This window comes from Alcaligenes faecalis, assembly GCF_009497775.1.
Taxonomy (GTDB): Bacteria; Pseudomonadota; Gammaproteobacteria; order Burkholderiales; family Burkholderiaceae_B; genus Alcaligenes; species Alcaligenes faecalis_D.
Map to the genome: position 1 here is coordinate 372,892 of NZ_CP031012.1, position 16,886 is coordinate 389,777.

The 16,886-nt window shown below is 59.0% G+C and carries 17 protein-coding genes; 8 read left to right on the forward strand and 9 right to left on the reverse strand.

The window, feature by feature from the left end:
• The first annotated feature begins 122 nt into the window (after positions 1 to 122).
• Positions 123 to 872: a GNAT family N-acetyltransferase gene (locus DUD43_RS01705; protein ID WP_153228884.1), complete on the forward strand. Its 750-nt coding sequence runs from the start codon at positions 123 to 125 to the stop codon at positions 870 to 872.
• A 207-nt stretch (positions 873 to 1,079) separates the two neighbouring features.
• Here DUD43_RS01705 and DUD43_RS01710 read toward each other — a convergent pair whose 3' ends face one another.
• The 9 genes from DUD43_RS01710 to DUD43_RS01750 form a co-directional block, all read right to left on the reverse strand.
• Positions 1,080 to 1,850 (reverse strand): 2-keto-4-pentenoate hydratase, encoded by a 771-nt coding sequence (locus DUD43_RS01710; RefSeq protein ID WP_153228885.1) that lies wholly within the window; start codon positions 1,848 to 1,850, stop codon positions 1,080 to 1,082.
• A 6-nt stretch (positions 1,851 to 1,856) separates the two neighbouring features.
• The gene (locus DUD43_RS01715) at positions 1,857 to 2,522 is read right to left on the reverse strand and encodes an aspartate/glutamate racemase family protein (protein WP_153228886.1); all 666 of its coding nucleotides are present in this window, start codon (positions 2,520 to 2,522) and stop codon (positions 1,857 to 1,859) included.
• A 7-nt stretch (positions 2,523 to 2,529) separates the two neighbouring features.
• A complete protein-coding gene (locus DUD43_RS01720) occupies positions 2,530 to 3,168 on the reverse strand; it encodes a flavin reductase family protein (RefSeq protein WP_153228887.1) in 639 nt (212 codons plus the stop codon).
• 1 nt (position 3,169) lies between these two features.
• Complete coding sequence (locus DUD43_RS01725; RefSeq protein WP_153228888.1) at positions 3,170 to 4,432, reverse strand: Zn-dependent hydrolase; 1,263 nt, start codon at positions 4,430 to 4,432, stop codon at positions 3,170 to 3,172.
• A complete protein-coding gene (locus DUD43_RS01730) occupies positions 4,429 to 5,796 on the reverse strand; it encodes a dihydroorotase (protein WP_108728256.1) in 1,368 nt (455 codons plus the stop codon). Before DUD43_RS01730 ends, DUD43_RS01725 begins: the two co-directional genes overlap by 4 nt.
• Positions 5,797 to 5,918: 122 nt before the next feature.
• The gene (locus tag DUD43_RS01735) at positions 5,919 to 7,427 is read right to left on the reverse strand and encodes an amidohydrolase family protein (protein WP_153228889.1); all 1,509 of its coding nucleotides are present in this window, start codon (positions 7,425 to 7,427) and stop codon (positions 5,919 to 5,921) included.
• Between the two features lie 2 nt (positions 7,428 to 7,429).
• A complete protein-coding gene (locus DUD43_RS01740) occupies positions 7,430 to 8,248 on the reverse strand; it encodes an ABC transporter permease (protein WP_153228890.1) in 819 nt (272 codons plus the stop codon).
• Positions 8,248 to 9,009 carry an ABC transporter ATP-binding protein gene (locus DUD43_RS01745; protein ID WP_153228891.1) on the reverse strand — a complete coding sequence of 254 codons (762 nt, stop codon included), beginning with the start codon at positions 9,007 to 9,009 and terminating at the stop codon, positions 8,248 to 8,250. The genes DUD43_RS01740 and DUD43_RS01745 overlap by 1 nt, the downstream gene beginning before the upstream one ends.
• Positions 9,010 to 9,076: 67 nt before the next feature.
• Positions 9,077 to 10,090, reverse strand: coding sequence for an ABC transporter substrate-binding protein (locus DUD43_RS01750; RefSeq protein ID WP_153228892.1), 1,014 nt, complete (start codon positions 10,088 to 10,090; stop codon positions 9,077 to 9,079).
• Between the two features lie 150 nt (positions 10,091 to 10,240).
• On the opposite strand from DUD43_RS01750, the gene DUD43_RS01755 reads away from it, so the two are divergent.
• From DUD43_RS01755 to DUD43_RS01785, 7 genes are all read left to right on the forward strand, one after another.
• The gene (locus DUD43_RS01755; RefSeq protein WP_009462734.1) at positions 10,241 to 11,149 is read left to right on the forward strand and encodes a LysR substrate-binding domain-containing protein; all 909 of its coding nucleotides are present in this window, start codon (positions 10,241 to 10,243) and stop codon (positions 11,147 to 11,149) included.
• Positions 11,150 to 11,402: 253 nt separating this feature from the next.
• Positions 11,403 to 12,362 carry a substrate-binding periplasmic protein gene (locus tag DUD43_RS01760; protein ID WP_153228893.1) on the forward strand — a complete coding sequence of 320 codons (960 nt, stop codon included), beginning with the start codon at positions 11,403 to 11,405 and terminating at the stop codon, positions 12,360 to 12,362.
• A gap of 87 nt (positions 12,363 to 12,449) precedes the next feature.
• A complete protein-coding gene (locus tag DUD43_RS01765) occupies positions 12,450 to 13,181 on the forward strand; it encodes an amino acid ABC transporter ATP-binding protein (protein WP_259672655.1) in 732 nt (243 codons plus the stop codon).
• Between the two features lie 8 nt (positions 13,182 to 13,189).
• Positions 13,190 to 13,861 carry an amino acid ABC transporter permease gene (locus DUD43_RS01770; protein ID WP_153228894.1) on the forward strand — a complete coding sequence of 224 codons (672 nt, stop codon included), beginning with the start codon at positions 13,190 to 13,192 and terminating at the stop codon, positions 13,859 to 13,861.
• Between the two features lie 12 nt (positions 13,862 to 13,873).
• Positions 13,874 to 14,542 carry an amino acid ABC transporter permease gene (locus tag DUD43_RS01775; RefSeq protein ID WP_153228895.1) on the forward strand — a complete coding sequence of 223 codons (669 nt, stop codon included), beginning with the start codon at positions 13,874 to 13,876 and terminating at the stop codon, positions 14,540 to 14,542.
• Positions 14,543 to 14,556: 14 nt separating this feature from the next.
• Positions 14,557 to 15,462, forward strand: a complete 906-nt coding sequence (locus DUD43_RS01780) for a dihydrodipicolinate synthase family protein (RefSeq protein ID WP_153228896.1) — start codon at positions 14,557 to 14,559, stop codon at positions 15,460 to 15,462.
• Positions 15,463 to 16,311: 849 nt separating this feature from the next.
• Complete coding sequence (locus tag DUD43_RS01785; protein WP_153228897.1) at positions 16,312 to 16,869, forward strand: methylated-DNA--[protein]-cysteine S-methyltransferase; 558 nt, start codon at positions 16,312 to 16,314, stop codon at positions 16,867 to 16,869.
• Positions 16,870 to 16,886 lie beyond the last annotated feature (17 nt).

Consider the following 16,886-nt stretch of genomic DNA (forward strand, 5'->3'; position numbering starts at 1 on the left):
CGACTGGTCTGTGTAGACGGGCAAGTGCGTCAACCCCATCCGCTTGCTTCTCCTCGCATAAAAGATCGGCCAGCTCACTGTCGTGCGCTGGCTGATTGGCTACGTATTTTTGAGTGAGTTCAATGATGGTTACTTCCACTTCTTCCGAACAAAGCGTGTTTTCTCCCAAGGTCAGCCACTATTGGGAAACCCGCTTTGCACGCGGCATTCCCTACAGCAGCAGTGCAGAGCTGGTGCTACGCGTTGACGACAGTCTGGATGAGGGCGAAGCAGGCATGGTTTTGCAGCGTCCCGGCCAGCCTGTGTGGGCCTTGATCTCTCCTGCAATGGCAAAAGCCATAGGCCCTCGCCCCCTGACTTCCTTGGAGGATTTGCAGGCCGCGGTGCAGGAAGCGGGTGGGCGTTTTCATGGTGCTGATGCGCTGTTTTATTTCCCTTTGGCGGGTCAGGCAGGCTTGAGTGCTGCGCCGGCTGGCGGGCCGGTGCGTCAGTTAAATGCTGATGATGCCGCTGCGTTTGAAGCCTTCTCCGAGCAAGCTAGCGAAGAGGACCGGGACGCCAGTTATGTAGAGCTGGATCACTGGCTGGTCTTTGGTGCGTTTGATGGCGAAGAGCTGGCCTGCGCGGCCAGCATGTATGTCTGGGACGAGGACGAGTTTGGTCTGGCTGATCTGGGTGTGCTGACGCATGCCGACAAGCGTGGCCGGGGGTACGCCCGTTCTACGGTCCAGACCATGTGTCATTACGCCTTGCAACAAGGCTGGGAGCCGCAATATCGTTTTCAAGGGGACAACCTGGCCTCGGCCAGCGTCGCCCGTGGTGCGGGTCTGGAACTGTACGGCTATTGGGATGTAATTCTGCCGCCCGTATAAAGACGCCAAGCTATTCAGCATGGGCGCTGGAGGGATATGCAGCGCCTATGTTTATCTCAGCAATACTCTGACGATACAGGGGCAGTGTTTAGGGAGTTCTTAGGTAATCCCTGAACAATTCTTGGACGATATCCAGGTCGTTCCCAGGTGGCTTCCACATAGTTCCCAGGCAAAGCCAGCACCGTTTTGGACGCTGGCTTTGTGCTTTTATGCGCAGATGAAGTCCAGCTCACCGATCCCTTGAATGGCGGCCTGAATCCGGTCGCCGGGAGCGGCATACAGCATGGGCAGGCAAGTGCCAGTAATGATGACCTGACCCTTTTGCAGCCCACCAAGATGGTGGCTGCCCTGATTGGCCAGCCAGATCAGCAGCCGCGTCAGCCCACCAGCCGGATTCTGGTTCGGGCCTTGCAGCAAGGCTTGCTGTCCCACCTGCAGGCGCGCCCATTCAGGCTGTAGCAGTGCCATGTTCTGTGCGGCGGTACCTTGCGCCTGATAGACCAGCGCGCCGTGGCTGGCCAGATCGGCCAGGGTGGACAGACGGCCCACGGTGTCACGCTGCGCAAAACGCGATTCCACAATCTCGACTGCCACACAAACCTGGCTGACTGCCTGCCAGATTTGCTCCATGGAATAGGGGGCTTGGCCGGGCGGCAAGTCCTGACCCAGAATCAGGCCGATTTCCACTTCCATGCCACGCAAGGACAGGTCCTTACCGGCGGGAGTCTCCGGGCTGGCGTAACGAAAACGCTGGGGCAGGGGCGCGCAGGTAGGCGGGGCCACGCTATTGGCCGCGCCGACTTTCCAGCCACCTATGGGGCCCAAGGTTTCCATTTGCGCAGCCTGGACGCGATAGGCCTGATCAAAAGACACAGGGCGCAGCGATTCGGGCCAGTCCTCGATGGGGCGGTTCTCTTGGCGTGCCTGAAGCAGCCGCTGTGCGGTTGCCAGACAGCCGGGTTGCAAAGGGGCGTTCATCAAGGCTTACCAGCCTAACAAGCAGCGGCCCAAGGCTACTGCAACGGTGGCCTGCGTGGGCTCCACGACGGCAATGCCCAAAGCCTGCTCCAGTGCCTCGCGCTGATTGGCCATACCAGCGCAACCCAGCACCACAACGTCGGCACCATGCTCATCACGCAAGCGCTGGCCGACTTCTGTCAGACGTTGCAGGGCTTTTTTCTCGTCAGCCAGTTCCGACACGCCCATATTGATGGCCAGATCGGCCGCCAGACGATCCGTTACCCCCATCGCGCCAAAGTAGCGCAGGTGACGCGGAATGGAAGCCTGCAAAATGGACAGCACGCCAAAGCGCTGTCCCAGCGACAAGGCGGTCAGTACGCCGGTTTCGGCAATGCCCAGTACAGGTACATCCAGCGCTTCGCGCAAGGTGTACAGGCCGGGGTCGCTAAAGCAGGCCACTACATAAGCAGCGGCGTCTTCTTTGACGCTCAGGGCCTGGGCGCGCAGATGGGGAATCAGGGTGTCGATATCGGTTTGGCTTTGTACACCCGCCGGGCCTTGGGGCAGGCGCAGGCAGGAGATGGCTGGGCCATCGGCCAGACGCAAGGGCTGGACAGCACGGTCCAGGCCATCCGTTACGATCTGGCTGGAATTGGGGTTCAGAACGTAGATATGAGGGCGACGGTTCATGATGTTTTTATGTTTGGGTGGGCGGTAGCCCGTTTTGGTGGCTTAATTTTTCTGACTGAAAGCGGCCTTGCAGGCCGACATACCAGTCAGAACCATGCATGCGCCCAATAGGGTCGTAAGCGTCTATATCAATGCGCCCTTCAGGCGTCAGGATGGCGTCGTCGCAGTGCAAATGCAGGATTTCGCCAATGACGATATGGCGTAGCGGGCCCAGGTCCAGCGCAGTGTGCAAACGGCATTCAAACTGCACCGGGCATTGGGCGATACGGGGAGGTTGCACTTGTACGCTGGGGGCCAGATCCAGGCCCGCTTGCAGGTGTTCGGCCTGCCCGGTCGGGTAGGCAATGCCGCAGATATTCATGGCGCGTGCCATCTTGGCGCTGATCAGGTTCACCACAAACTGGCTGGTGGCCAGGATATTGCGGGTGGTGTCCTTCAGGCCATCGGCAGAGTGCGTATCGTTTTCCAGGCCCAGTGCCAGCACGGCAGGTTCTGAGCCCATCACATTGAAAAAGCTGAATGGGGCCGTGTTCACGCGCCCCTGCTGGTCACAGGTCGTGACCAGGGCAATGGGGCGCGGCAACACGGTGTTGACCAACAAGCGGTAGCGTTCGCGTTCGCTGAGCTGATCACAGGACCAGTCCATGTCAGTTCTCCAGACTCTGGTCCAACATGACAACGGTCTGATACAGAACCCGCGTACCGTCCAGAAGCTGCTCGGAAGTAATGGATTCTTCGGGGCAATGGCTGCGACCATTCAGGCAGGGAATGAAGATCATGCCCATGGGGCCGCTGGGTGCCATGTACACCGCATCGTGACCGGCTCCGCTAGGCATGACCATGCTCTGGTATCCCAACGCGCTGGCAGCTTGCTCGATGATGTTCATCACATCTGGCGTGCAGTCCGTGGGCTTGGCCAGGCTGACTTGCGCCGCGTCCAGACCCAGGCCCATGGCCTCGATTTCCGGGCGCAGTTGGGTCAGCAGTTCCTCGGTGAAGTTCTGCATCAGTTCCTGGCGGTCGCTGCGTACTTCCACCATCATTTCTACGCGTCCGGGAACGGCATTGGAGGCGTTGGGCGTCAGGTTCAGGTTGCCAATGGTGGCGACCAGATAGTCTGGCCCACCCAGCGCACGGCGGGCCTTGCGGTCCACTTCGCTGATGATCAGGCTGGCACCGACCAGGGCATCACGGCGGATGTCCATGGGTGTGGTGCCAGCATGGTCTGGACGGCCCGTGATGATGATGCGGTGGCGGCAAATACCCACGATGTTGCTGACCACGCCAATGGGCAGATTGCGCGATTCCAGCACCGGCCCTTGTTCGATATGCAGCTCGACAAAAGCGGCAGTATCACCGGGGGCGCGACGGGCCTGGGCCAGTTCCTGGGGGCGGCCACCGATGCGGGCAATGCCTTGCGCCAGTGTTTCACCCTGTGGATTGCGTTCGGCCAGCATGGCTTCGGACAGGACACCGCCCATGGCGCGGCTGCCTACGCAGGACACGCCATAGTCGCTAGGCTCTTCAGACAGAAAATCCACCACTTCAAAAGGATGGTCTAGCTGGATGTTCTGCTCGTTCAGGCAACGGGCGACTTCCAGCCCGGCCAGTACGCCGATGATGCCGTCGTAGCGTCCGCCATACATCACGGTGTCGCAGTGCGAGCCGGTGGTAATCGGTGCCAGGCCGGGCTTGCGCCCTTCGCGGCGACCGATCAGATTGCCTGCGGCATCCATGCGTACGCTCAGGCCTGCTTCCTCGAACTGTTTCAGCAGCCACTGACGCGACTGCAGAAACAGATCGGAGAAGGCGCGGCGTGTCCAGGGCTGGTCGGGCAGCGTGAACGCGGCCAGCTCCTGGGTGCTGCGCCACAGGCGCTCCTGATTCAACAAGGGCATGGCCAGACTCATGACAATTCGCCTGCCTTGTGCGGACGGATGAACTGACCGTCGCCCGCTGCGTTACGCACGGTTTTGCCGTCCCAGGCCAGTTGGCCGCGCACATAGGTGGCTTCCACACGCACCTGGAATTCACGGTCCTCGAAGGAGCTCCAGGTCACGGCGGACAGGCTGTTGGACGGATCAAAGCGGTAGGTTTCGGGTTTGACGATCACGATGTCGGCGTCTGCACCCACATTCAGCGAACCCTTGCGGTGTTCCAGCAGGAAGTGTTGGGCAGGGCCCCAGCACAATTGCTTGACGACCATGGTGGGGGAAATGCCGTGCTCGGCGCAGCCTGTCCAGAAGGCGGGCAGCAGGGTTTCCAGACCAGGGCCACCGGAGGAGTTCTGGAACACATTGTCAAACTGCTTGCGCTCCAGGCCCCAGCTCACGTGGTCGGAGGACACGAAGGTACATTCGTCGTTGGCGATGTGGGTCCAGAGCAGATCCATTTCCGCCTTGGGGCGAATGGGTGGGTAGTGCTTGGTCTTGGCACCGAAGCGGCGGGTGTGCTCTTCGTGGTTCAGCATCAGGTACTGCACGCAGGTTTCAATCGAGGCTTTGTGGCCTGCCTGACGGTACATATTGCAGATTTCAAAACCGCGCGACAGGGATACGTGCACGGCGTGGGCACGGGCGCCGGTCTGGGCACCGATTTCATAAATAGCGCTGGTGGCCAGGTTTTCGATCAAGGGGGTGTGGGCGCGCAAGAACGCGTCCCAGCCCGTATCACCGGCTTCGACCATGCGCTTGATGTTCTTGCGTGTCAGTTCCTGGTCCTGGTTGTGCACACCGCAGGCCAGGCCGGAGGGGGCGATCAGGCGGAAGGCTTCCATCAGGATGTCTTCTTCCACGCGCGGGAAGCGGTTGGGGCTGGCTTCAAAGGTAGAGAACTTGAAACCACAAACGCCGCCTTCAATCAGGCCAGCCGCGGCTTCCAGACCGTGCTGGTCGTTCAATGTGCCGTAGCAAGCCACGTCCACGTGGCAATCGCTTTCAATGCGGGCAATCTTGTCTTCCAGTTGGGGGCGGGAGGCAACGGGCTCGGGATCGTCGTAAGGCATTTCCACCATGGTGGTCACGCCACCGGCGGCTGCCGCACGCGAGGCCCAACCCAGACCTTCCTGATTGGCCTGACTGCCGGAGTGCACCTGGCCGTCCAGCACGCCGGGCATTACCCACATGCCACGCGCATCCACATGCTCACGGGCCGAAGGAGCCGCGCCAACGCCACGGGCCGCCACTCGGCCTTCACGCACGGCCAGCCAGCCGTCAGTGATGATGCGGTCGCGCTCAACAATATTTCCTCGTACTACCAGATCGAAGTCGCTCATTATCTTCCTCCTTGGATGGCTCGGACCCGCGCATGTCGCGTGTCCGTAATCGTGTTCGTTTCTATGATTGAAGCAAATCTAATCATGAATGTCGTATGCCTATTTATCGGTAAAACATAACGTCATGTTAAGTCTTGCTTGGAGTGCGCCCAGCGCTGCACGTGATAGCGGTCATGGCCCAGGCACAGGCAGAAAGAACCCACGGCTTTGGCCAGTTTTTCAGTGATGTGGCGCTTGTCGTAGGTATTGCGCGTGATGCGTTCCTGGGCCTGCTCCACTTGTTGGCGCAGGCGCGGCATATTCACTTGTGTTAACTGTCGGTCGCGCACGGCAAACTGGCCGTCGACCATTACATGGCGTAGCGCCAGGCCGTCTTCCAGATGCACCAGCTGATTGACCGTGTTGTTATGCGGAATCCAGTTGATATGGGCCAGATCCAGAAACACGATGTCGGCCTTGCGACCCGGCTCCAGACGTCCCAGTTGTTCGCCCATGCCCAGACAGCGGGCGCTGCCTTCAGTGGCCGCGTATAGCGCTTGTTCGGTGGTGACCCAGCGCTCGGTATCCGGGCCGCGTACCTTGGACGAGAAGGAGGCCAGACGCATGGCTTCGTACATATTCTGGTTATCGCCGCTGTTTGAGCCGTCCGTGCCCAGACCCACGGTAATACCGCGTTCCAGCATGGAGTTCACGTCGGCAATCCCATTACCTAAACGCATATTGCTGCCGGGGTTGTGGGCCACCATGGCTCCGCGCACCGCCAGAATGTCCAGATCGCGCTCGTCCAGCCAGATGGCGTGCGCCAGGGTGAAACGGGGCGAGATCAGGCCCAGCTTGTCCAGATGCTGGACAATGGTGGTGCCATAACGCTTCATGCCAGTCAGGGCTTGCACATAGGATTCACCGACGTGGCTGTGCAGGCCGATATTGCGCTCTGCACTGATTTCGCCGCAGGTTTGCAGGAACTCGTCCGAGCACAACATGGGAATGGTCGGAGCCAGGGCCACGCGAATGCGGTCGGAGTTGCGCTGCTGGTCCAGAAAGTCCGTCAGGCCCGATAGCGTGGCCCGGAAGGATTGTGGTGCCAGTTGGGCCACAAACTTCTGCAGTTCTTCCGGCAGAGCTTCGATCAGGCCGGGCACGGATTGGTAAAAGGACAGGTCCGCCATCATGGGGGCGACCGTGGCCCGCATACCGGCATCCACATAGGCCTGGGCAACGGCATTCATGCCTTCTGCTGTGGGCACGGGGACCTCAGAATACAGGTCGTAGCTGGCGGTACAGCCTTTCAGCAGCATTTCTGCGGCATTGAGCTGGGTGCTCAGGTACTTGTCTTCCAGATGGCGGTCGCCATTGATCCAGGGGCCCGCCGTCAGTAGCAGCTCCAGTGACCAGCGATCTCCCATGGCCTTGGCATAGGTGCCGTGGCCGTGGGTATGCGCATTGATCAGGCCGGGATGCAGCAGTTGGTCATCCGCTTGCACTACTGTGGCATCAGCAGGTGCGGGCAGGCCGGGCGGGCCCATGGCTTCGATCTCGCCATTCTTGATCAGAATGTCCAAAGGCTCGGCTTGGGCGTGAGCGTGGGCCAGCACCAGGCCCCCACGGATGACGGTATAAGGTGATGTCATGATCAGCTCCGATTGTCCTTGATCGCCCAAGGAAACAGGATGCGTTCAGCGGCAGAAATCACCTGGAAGAACACAATGCCCAGCACCGACAAGATCGCCATGGCGCCAAAGGCAACCGGTGTCTTGAAGAAAGCGGTGGAGGTGGTGATCAGATAGCCCAGACCTTGGTCGGCCGCCACAAACTCACCCACCACAGCGCCCACAACGGACAAGGTGATGGCTACTTTCAGGCCCGAGAAAATAAAGGGCACGGCAAAGGGCAGGCGGATACGGAAGAACTCTTGCAAACGGGTGGCGCGGCAGGCACGGACCAGCTCAATCAGTTCAGGTGGGGCGGCCAGCAGGCCAGCGGTCATGGAGATGACCAGCGGAAAAAACGCGACCAGAAAGGTGACGACGACGCGTGGTAGCTCGGTGGGGCCAAAGATAATGACAAGAATCGGAGCCAGGGCCACCTTGGGGATGGACTGGGTCAGAATCAGCAGCGGGTAGATAGCCTGCTCGAAAAAGCGCGAGTAGGTAATCAGCACGGCCAGCGGGAAGCTGATCACGATGGACAGAAAAAAGCCCAGCATGATGGTGCGTGTGGACACCAGCGTGTGCATCAGCATGGCCTCTTTCATTTGCATGGAATCGGCCCAGATGCGCGAGGGGGCGGGAACCAGGTATTCAGGGATATCAAACAGGCGGCTGGCCAGTTCCCACAGAATGACCACGGCAATCAGGGTGATGGCCGGGACGGTAATTTCATTGAAATCGCGCAGGTGCAGTCGTCGCTTGCGCACGGGCGCGGCGACCAGGGTTTGAGTTTGCTCGCTCATCAAGCCACCTCATGTTGGAAAATAAGTTCACGGACGGCAGCGGCACAGCGCGTAAATTCCGGCGTGCCCACCAGGGAAAAGTCGCGTTCGCGGGGCAGGTTCACGTCCAGAATTTCGGTAATCTGGCCGGGGCGCGGCGACATCACCACAATGCGGTGCCCCAGCATGACGGCTTCGGAGATCGAGTGCGTCACAAACACAATGGTTTTGGGGTCTTCGTACCAAAGGCGCAGCAGTTCCAGCGTCATGGTTTCGCGGGTCAGCGCGTCCAGGGCGCCGAAAGGCTCATCCATCAGTACCACTTTGGGGTTGTGGACCAGGGCGCGGCAAATGGCCACGCGTTGCTGCATCCCACCGGACAATTGCTTGGGGTGGTGATGCAGAAAATTGCCCAGACCGGCGGTAGTGAGCAGACGCGTGGCGCGGCTGCGGGCCTGATCGTCCAGACGACCCATGATGCTCGATGGCAAGAGGGTGTTGTCCAGAATATTGGCCCAGGGCACCAGGGTCGGGGCCTGGAACACAATGCCGGTGTCCTGGCGGGGGTGGGCGACAACTTCATCATCAATGCTGACGGTGCCGGTTGTGGGCATCAGCAAGCCTGCGATCAGGCGCAGCAGGGTGGATTTCCCACAGCCCGACGCGCCAACGATGGCAATGATTTCGTTGTCCTGGATGTCCAGATTGATTTGTTTCAGTGCCTGAGTCTCGCGCTCGGTATTACGACCGTAGATCAGGTTGACGTCTTGAATGCGTATCACAATGCGCTCCTAGGCGCGCGCTGACCCGCCTGGGCCAAGCCAGTGCGCGCGCGAAAATCAGCTCAACTCAGGGCTTGGCCGTGCCGTTGGCCTTGACGATGAACTGGGTGTCGTAGGCTTGGTGATAGTCCCAGGCGGGGTCCAGGTTCTGGGCTTCTGCAACCGCTTCGTACGTGGTTTTCATGCGGCCTTCTTCCAGGCTGCCGACCCCGTGTTCGGCACTGAAATCGGTGTAGATGTAGCCCAGCACCGCGTTCAGATTGCCCATGCAGTCATCCAGATCGATTTCAGGGTTGGCCTTCACGTGGGCCTGACAAGCTGTTTCCGGGTCCTTGCGGGCGGCTTCCCAGGCTTCGATGGTGGCATTCAGGAAGTTCTGCACCATCTGTGGGCGTTCGGCCAGCGTCTTGTCGGTAGCGAAAACGGACAGGGCGTAGATGTTGAAACCCTGGTCGCTAAAGGGCAGCACCACGATTTCCTTGCCAAAACGTTTGGCCTGCTTGTTCTGGTAGTAGTAGTTGGTGGCCAGGAAAGGGGCGGCGTCCACTTTGCCGTTGATTAGCAGCGGTGCCATGGAGGAACCATCCACGGTTACCCACTGAATCTTGTCGGGATCGGTGTTGGCTTTGCGCGCCACCATGGGGAAGTAGAGTTTGTGGCTATTGCCTGGCGAGACGGCAATTTTCTTGCCTTCCAGGCCGGAGAAATCGGTAATGCCCGAGTCTTTGCGCACAAATAGGGAGTGGGCCGAGTGCGAGAACGTGGAAGCAATGGCCTTGATGGGGGTCTGGCTGTTCTGACGCGAGGTCAGAATGGCGGAAATATCAGCCAGGCCAATATCGGCTGCGCCACCGGCTACTTTCAGAACCGTATCGCCCGAACCGGTACCACGGGTGATCTTCAGGTCTATGCCGTTTTTCTCGTAAATCCCGTTGGCAATGCCCGAGTAATACGGGGCATAGTCGCCGGTGGGGATGAAGTCCAGCATCAGATGAACTTTGTCAGCGGCATGGGCGGTGGGCGCAGCGGCGGCCAGTCCCAAGCCCAGCACCGCAAGGGTGCGTGTAAGCAGGGTTTGCATGATTTTGTCTCCGTGTCGTAGTTATGAAGCCGCTCTGTAAGCCCGTTGCGATCAAGGCGCGCCGGGATGGCAGCTTGAAAAAATTGAAACATAGGCAAATCAAAATGTCTTATGCTTATTTGTGCTCGAAACATAAGGCTACGTTAAGGGATGCTGCTCAATCTTCGTCAAATCGAGGTTTTTCGCGCGATCATGCTGACCGGCTCCATCAGCAAGGCGGCGCAATTGCTGAACGTGTCGCAACCGGCCATCAGCCGCCTTCTGTCCTATACCGAATCGCGTATTGGTCTGGTGCTGTTCGAGCGCATCAAGGGGCGTCTATACCCCACGCCCGAGGCACGTCGGCTCTATCAGGAAGTGGAGCAGGTCCATAACAGTGTGCAGCGGGTAAACGAGGTGGCCACCGACCTGATCGAGAAGCGCCACGGCAGCTTGCACATTGCCGTCAGCCCCAGTCTGGGACAGACCTTGATCCCCATGGCGGTGACGCGTTTTCGCCAGGCATTCCCGGATGTGAAGGTGTATGTGCGCACGCTGATCTCCAGTGATCTGGTGCAGGCTTTGGTCACTCAGCAGGCCGAGGTGGGTGTGGCCATCGTGCCGCTGACGCATCCCAGCCTGCATGCCCAATCCATTTACGAAAACCATCTGGTGGCGGTGTTGCCAGCCAGTCATCCCCTGGCCGACAAACAGGAGCTGGATGCCAGCGATCTGGAAGGACTGGACCTGATTGGTTATGGCAATGACACACCTTATGGGCAAATGGTGCAGCAGTTATTTGGTAACCGTCCGGGTGTGCCGCAACTGGCGGTAGAAGTGCGTTTGACGCACATTGCCTGTGCCATGGTGCAGGCCGGAGCAGGCATTGCGATTGTGGATGAACTGGCGGTAGCAGGCCGGGTCTGGCCCGATGTGGTGGTACGCCCCATCAACCCCCGCACCACCATGCCTTTGCACATGCTGCATTCCAATGTGGTGCCGGTTTCGCAGTTGGCGCACGACTTCATGGAAGTGGTGATTTCCACGGCCTCCCGAGGCATGCGGGCAGGCTGGGCCTGAGTTATTCACCCCTCAATAAACCGTTTCCCGCGCAGTGCCTTCGCCTGGCTGCCTCTCCAAGGGGGGACTTACCCTTAGAGGAGCCTGCGCGGGAAAACACGCTGTGTCCGTGAAGTCCGCCGTGTACAGGGAGCACGAGTATTCGCTTAACGCTGTGTTATGAAGAGTTAATAAAAAAGCATATGACATCAAGGTTTTGCCACCCCTAGAATTAAAAGCACTACAAACTAGAAAATGATGGCAAGGAGACCTTATGCAAGGCGTAAACACTATCGCCGCGTTGGCTGCGGCTGTTTCTCGCAAACACAGCGTTGCTCATTTAGGACGTGCCCGTCTGGGGCATACCCGCTTGGGACGTAAAGCTGGCTTGATGCTGGCTGCCGTGGCCGCTGGCCTGGCCTTGAGCCTGCCAGCACATGCTGACAATCCCAATCAGGGCAAGAAGTTCAAAGTAGCTGCTGACGTGGGCCTGGTGCCGTTTTTCATGCGTGGTACCGATGGCAAGATGGACGGCTTTTCCAACGACCTGACTCAGGAAGTGGCCCAACGCATGGGCTATGACGGTGCCGAGGTCATCGACACCCCGTTTTCCGCTATTTTTGCGGGCCTGTTTTCCAGCCGCTACGACATGGTGGCCGCGCCCACCAACACGACGCTGGAGCGCGCTCAACAAATGCTGTTTGCCGAGCCGTATATGGCAGGCGGCCTGAGTTTTCTGGCTAAAAAAGGCGCTACCGTCAATTCGCTGGAAGACCTGAAAGGCAAGACGATTGCCGTCAATAATGGCAGTTTCTCGGACCGCTGGTTGCAGGATAACCAGGAAAAATACGGCTACAAGATCCAGCGCTTCAACAAGAACACGGATGCCGTGCAGGCGGTGGCCATTGGTCGCGCCTTCGCCAATATGTCCGAAACTCCTTTGGCGCGTTATATCGCCACCCAAACCCCCGCGCTGGCTCCGGTCTACGACATGACCACCGAGGCCAACTACGCCTTTGCTTTCCGCAAGGACGACACGGCCTTGCGCAACCGCGTGGATGAAGTGCTGGAATGCATGAAGCAGGACGGCTCCCTGTCCAAGCTGCATGTGAAATGGTTTGGTACGGAGCCCAATGCCGGTACGGCCATGACGGTGATTTTTCCCGGCTACGGCGTGCCTGATTTCCCCGGCTACGAGCCCACCGAGCACACTCCCGACTGCTCCCGTCCGTAAAAGCGCCATCGCGCTGTTTCTCTAGCTATATGGCCCTGCAGGGGCCGGTCCCCGCCTGCCCGACTGGCAGGCGGACAAGGAGCGACCATGAGTGAAATTGTCCGCATCCAGGGCTTGCGCAAGTCGTTTGGGCAAGCCGAAATTCTTAAAGGCATAGACCTGAGCGTCAACACCGGCGAAGTCGTGGTGATGATTGGCGGTTCGGGCTCGGGCAAAAGTACTTGTCTGCGCTGCATCAACCGGCTGGAAACTCCCACCAGCGGCACGATTGTGGTGGCAGGCAGTGATGTGACCTGTCCGCGTACCGACTTGAATCAGGTACGCCAAAACATTGGCATGGTGTTTCAAGGCATACACCTGTACCCGCACATGACGGCGCTGGGTAATGTGATGCTGGCGCTGCGCAAGGTGAAGAAAGTACCCAAGGCGCAGGCCGAAGAGCAGGCCCGCCACCATCTGGAACAAGTGGGTCTGGCCCAGCGTATCGAGCACTATCCCAGCCAGTTGTCCGGCGGTCAGCAGCAACGTGTGGGCATTGCCCGTGCGCTGGCGCTGGAGCCCAAAGTCATGCTGTTTGACGAGCCTACCTCGGGCCTGGACCCGGAGCTGGTCGGTGAAGTGCTGAACGTGATGAAACGCACCCGCGATGCGGGCATGACCATGGTGATTGTCACGCACGAAATGCAGTTTGCCCGCGAAGTAGGGGACCGCATTGTGTTCATGGACCAGGGCGTGATTCTGGACCAGGGCAGCCCTGATGAAATTCTGAGCAAGCCGCGTCACAAGCGTATTCAGGATTTTCTGAGCCGCATGAACTGAGGCCGGCCATGGATCAGATTCTTTATTACTTCTTTAACTGGACGCTGATCAGTCCCCATCTGCCCGAGATCATGCAGGGCTTTTGGGTCACGCTGCAAATGGCCGTGATGACCGTGATTCTGGGCACTGTCCTGGGCCTGGGTCTGGCCGTGCTGCGCTGCTACGGCTGGCGTCCCGTCAATATTCTGATGACGCTGTATGTGGACGTATTCCGTGCGATTCCGCAGCTGGTCATTATTGTGCTGGTGTTCTTCGCCTTGCCGTCCCTGGGCATTGTGATCGAGCCTGTACCTGCCACGGTGCTGGCTTTGAGCCTGGTGCTGTCTGCCTTTGCGGAAGAAATCTTCTGGTCAGGTATTGCTGCGGTGCCGACAGGGCAATGGGAAGCGGGCCGCTCCACCGGCATGGGTTTCAGCCAGACGCTGTTTGCCATCATCCTGCCGCAAGCCGTGCGCCTGGCGATTCCACCGCTGACCAACCGCGCCATCGGGATTACCAAAGGCACCACACTGGGCTCAGTCATTGCCGTGCCCGAGCTGCTTAACGTATCCAGCAATATCCAGTCCAACATCGCCAACCCCACCGCCTTTACGGCCGGGGCCATTTTGTTCTGCCTGATTTTCTTCCCCTTCGTTCATCTGACGAGGGTGCTGGAACGGCGCTATGCGATCAAGTCGTAGGAGTGACACGCTATGGAACTGATCGATACCTTTCTGAACCCGAAGATTATTGCCGCCAGCTGGCCGCTGCTGATGCAGGGCCTGTGGCTGACGTTCAAGCTCTCCATCATCATCGTGCCGCTGGCGGCCTTGCTGGGCCTGATCATTGCCTGCCTGCATTACCAGCAGCATCGCTGGCTGAACCGCTTGATCCTGCTGTACGTGGATTTCTTCCGTGCCTTCCCGCCCCTGGTGCTGCTGATCTTCATTTACTACGGCCTGCCGTTCCTGGGCCTGCCCTTGAATGAGTTTTCCGCCACGGTGCTGGCGCTGGTCCTGAACAGTAGTGGTTATTTCGCGGAGATTTTCCGTGCCGGGCTGGAGTCGGTGTCCCCCGGCCAGAACGAGGCGGCGCGCTCGACCGGCTTGAACGCCCGTCAGGCCATGGCTTATGTGGTCGTGCCCCAGGGTGTGCGCAATGTGATTCCGGATCTGGCCAGCAACACGCTGGAAGCCATCAAGCAGACCTCGATTGCCTCGGCCGTGGCCTTGCCCGAGCTGCTGCGTTCGGCCCAGATTGTGCAGGGCGAGACCTATAGCCAGACACCGCTGGTGGCCGCTGCGCTGATTTACTTCATTCTTCTCTGGCCCTTGGTACGCATGATTTCGCGTATGCAAAAGCCGTTTGTTATTCCACGTTGAGCCTAAGCGTAACTATGAAAAATAAAGGTGTCTTTTCCATTTGCCCCACCCCTTTCAAACCGGGTGGCGAGCTGGATCTGCAAAGCCTGGTCAGTCTGGTGAATTTCCAGCTGGAAGCCGGTATTCACGGGCTGGCGATTTTGGGGGTGATGGGTGAGCTGCACAAACTCAGTACCTTCGAGCGTCGGCGTGTCATTGAAACTGTGGTGGCCGCGGTGCGTGGTGCGGTGCCGGTGTGGGTGGGCGTGCGCGCCTTGGGTACGGCAGCGGCTGTCGAACAGGCTCGCAGTGCCGAGGACCTGGGCGCGGATGCGATCTTTGTCGCCCCCTTGGCCGGGGCAGACGATGATATGCAGGTGTCCTATTACCGTCAGATCGTGCAGGCGATCCGTATTCCGGTGGTGATTCACGACTTCCCGGAACTGTTTGCCGCCCGCATCAGCCCAGCCTTGGCCGTGCGCCTGAAAGGCGAGGCGGGTGTGTCCATTTTGAACTCTGAAGATCCGCCCGTTGGTCAGAAAATTACTGCCGTGCGTGGCTTGTCCGGTGACGCCCTGCCTATCTTGAGTGGCCTGGGTGGCATGCATTTTCTGGAAGAGCTGCAACGGGGGGCCGATGGCGTGGTCACCGGCTTCTCCTTCCCGGAAATTTTGCTGAAGGTATATGCCTTGCACCGTCAGGGCGATCAGGAAGAGGCCGCACGTGTGTTTGACCGTTACTGCTCGCTGATCCGTTACGAGTTTCAGCCGCTGGTGGCACTGGCGCTGCGCAAATATTCCTATATGCGCCGTGGCATCATCGCCTGCGACGCCACCCGCGATCCGGCCACGGCGCTGGACCACATCAGCCGTGACGAGTTCGAGGCCGTGGTACGCCGCGTGGGCCTGGATTTGTCCGTCAAGGGAGTGCAAATCGTTTAAACCTTGCTGTTCTTGAGTAATTGCTGCATTTGTTGGATTTGCCGGGTAAATAACGTCTGGGGGGCCCCGGCGTTATTTACCCGGTTTTTTTGCTTCTTCTTCTTCTTCTTCTTCTTCTTTGGCCCTTGTAGAGTGGGGCTGTGTCCGAAGCGAGAGGCTGGCGAGATAAGGAAACAAGGAGCGCAAAAGTGGCTGCATGTGTAGATAGTGTCTCGTGAAAACGCCGGTCTGGGCCGGGGGGCCGTCCTCCGGGCTTGGCTCCTTGCCGGTGCTGCGCACCGGTACCCTGGTCAGGCTTGCTATTCGGGCGCATCCTGAACTCGCGAAAGTGCCTTGTCCCCCGGACAAGGCACAAGCATTTCGCTCAAACAACAGGACGCTTGAACCCCGAATAGCAAGCCTGCCTGCGGCAAGAAGCCTGAATCGCCCAGAGGACGGCCCCCCGGCCCAGACCGGCTCACAATGACTATTAATATGAGCCCTTCCTCCTTCTGGGGCCTGGCAGTATGTGGTTCTTTCGGCTGCTGTAGCGGCCTAAGGGGCTTGAGGGTGTCGAGGTTTGCGTGTTGATCGTCGCTCTCAACAGTTAGCGGTGGGTATGGGGAGATACAAAAGTAGGAGCCAGCTACTAACTATTGAGTGTCAGACGCTTAATGGAAGCATGAGCCTTGCTCGGGATATCCCGCTCAACAAACTGCCGTGCGTAATCTGGAGTTTGTCGTTTGTCGTTTGTCGTTTGTCGTTTTTCTTTGACGCTAAAGCCCAAGCTGTCTGGGTGTTGCCAGGGTTTTTGAAGTGGTTGGAGTCGCGCAGTATGATCAAACATTCTGCCCTCGGATTTGGACTGCCATGTTTGCCTATGTCGGGCTGCGTACTGCCTGCTTTGATACGCCTTTAGGCGCGATGCGTCTGTTAGTGGATGCCCAAGGCGCTTTGCTGCGTCTGGACTTCGAGGAAGAGACCGTGCACGGCCTGACGCCCGAGCAACTGGCCGGGCTGATCCCGGAACCTGCTTTGGCCGAGCCCGTGCAGGCGCAGTTGGATGCATATTTTTCCGGCAAGCTGCAACAGTTTGATTTGCCTTTCAGCCTGCAAGGCACCGAGTTCCAGCAGCAGGTCTGGCAGGCCTTGCAGACCATCCCTTATGGCCAAACCTGGACCTACGGGCAGATGGCTGAACATCTGGGCCGCCCTAAAGCGGTCCGTGCTGTGGGCCAGGCCTGCGGCCTGAATCCCATCAGCATCATCGTGCCTTGCCATCGCGTGCAGGGTGCCAATGGCATGTTGACCGGTTTTAGCTCCGGTTTGCATCGCAAAGCCAGCTTGCTGGACTTTGAACGCCGCGTGCATTTGACCGGCGTGGGTGACTTTCAGCTCAGCATGCCCGCCCAGCTGGATTTGTTCTAACGCAGGCCAGGGCTTAC

What these genes read in the sequence shown, in the direction of transcription:
- DUD43_RS01705 (WP_153228884.1), top strand. Translation starts at nt 123, where the DNA reads ATGATGGTTACTTCCACTTCTTCCGAACAAAGCGTGTTTTCTCCCAAG.
- DUD43_RS01710 (WP_153228885.1), bottom strand. Translation starts at nt 1,850, where the DNA reads ATGAACGCCCCTTTGCAACCCGGCTGTCTGGCAACCGCACAGCGGCTG.
- DUD43_RS01715 (WP_153228886.1), bottom strand. Translation starts at nt 2,522, where the DNA reads ATGAACCGTCGCCCTCATATCTACGTTCTGAACCCCAATTCCAGCCAG.
- DUD43_RS01720 (WP_153228887.1), bottom strand. Translation starts at nt 3,168, where the DNA reads ATGGACTGGTCCTGTGATCAGCTCAGCGAACGCGAACGCTACCGCTTG.
- DUD43_RS01725 (WP_153228888.1), bottom strand. Translation starts at nt 4,432, where the DNA reads ATGAGTCTGGCCATGCCCTTGTTGAATCAGGAGCGCCTGTGGCGCAGC.
- DUD43_RS01730 (WP_108728256.1), bottom strand. Translation starts at nt 5,796, where the DNA reads ATGAGCGACTTCGATCTGGTAGTACGAGGAAATATTGTTGAGCGCGAC.
- DUD43_RS01735 (WP_153228889.1), bottom strand. Translation starts at nt 7,427, where the DNA reads ATGACATCACCTTATACCGTCATCCGTGGGGGCCTGGTGCTGGCCCAC.
- DUD43_RS01740 (WP_153228890.1), bottom strand. Translation starts at nt 8,248, where the DNA reads ATGAGCGAGCAAACTCAAACCCTGGTCGCCGCGCCCGTGCGCAAGCGA.
- DUD43_RS01750 (WP_153228892.1), bottom strand. Translation starts at nt 10,090, where the DNA reads ATGCAAACCCTGCTTACACGCACCCTTGCGGTGCTGGGCTTGGGACTG.
- DUD43_RS01755 (WP_009462734.1), top strand. Translation starts at nt 10,241, where the DNA reads ATGCTGCTCAATCTTCGTCAAATCGAGGTTTTTCGCGCGATCATGCTG.
- DUD43_RS01760 (WP_153228893.1), top strand. Translation starts at nt 11,403, where the DNA reads ATGCAAGGCGTAAACACTATCGCCGCGTTGGCTGCGGCTGTTTCTCGC.
- DUD43_RS01765 (WP_259672655.1), top strand. Translation starts at nt 12,450, where the DNA reads ATGAGTGAAATTGTCCGCATCCAGGGCTTGCGCAAGTCGTTTGGGCAA.
- DUD43_RS01770 (WP_153228894.1), top strand. Translation starts at nt 13,190, where the DNA reads ATGGATCAGATTCTTTATTACTTCTTTAACTGGACGCTGATCAGTCCC.
- DUD43_RS01775 (WP_153228895.1), top strand. Translation starts at nt 13,874, where the DNA reads ATGGAACTGATCGATACCTTTCTGAACCCGAAGATTATTGCCGCCAGC.
- DUD43_RS01780 (WP_153228896.1), top strand. Translation starts at nt 14,557, where the DNA reads ATGAAAAATAAAGGTGTCTTTTCCATTTGCCCCACCCCTTTCAAACCG.
- DUD43_RS01785 (WP_153228897.1), top strand. Translation starts at nt 16,312, where the DNA reads ATGTTTGCCTATGTCGGGCTGCGTACTGCCTGCTTTGATACGCCTTTA.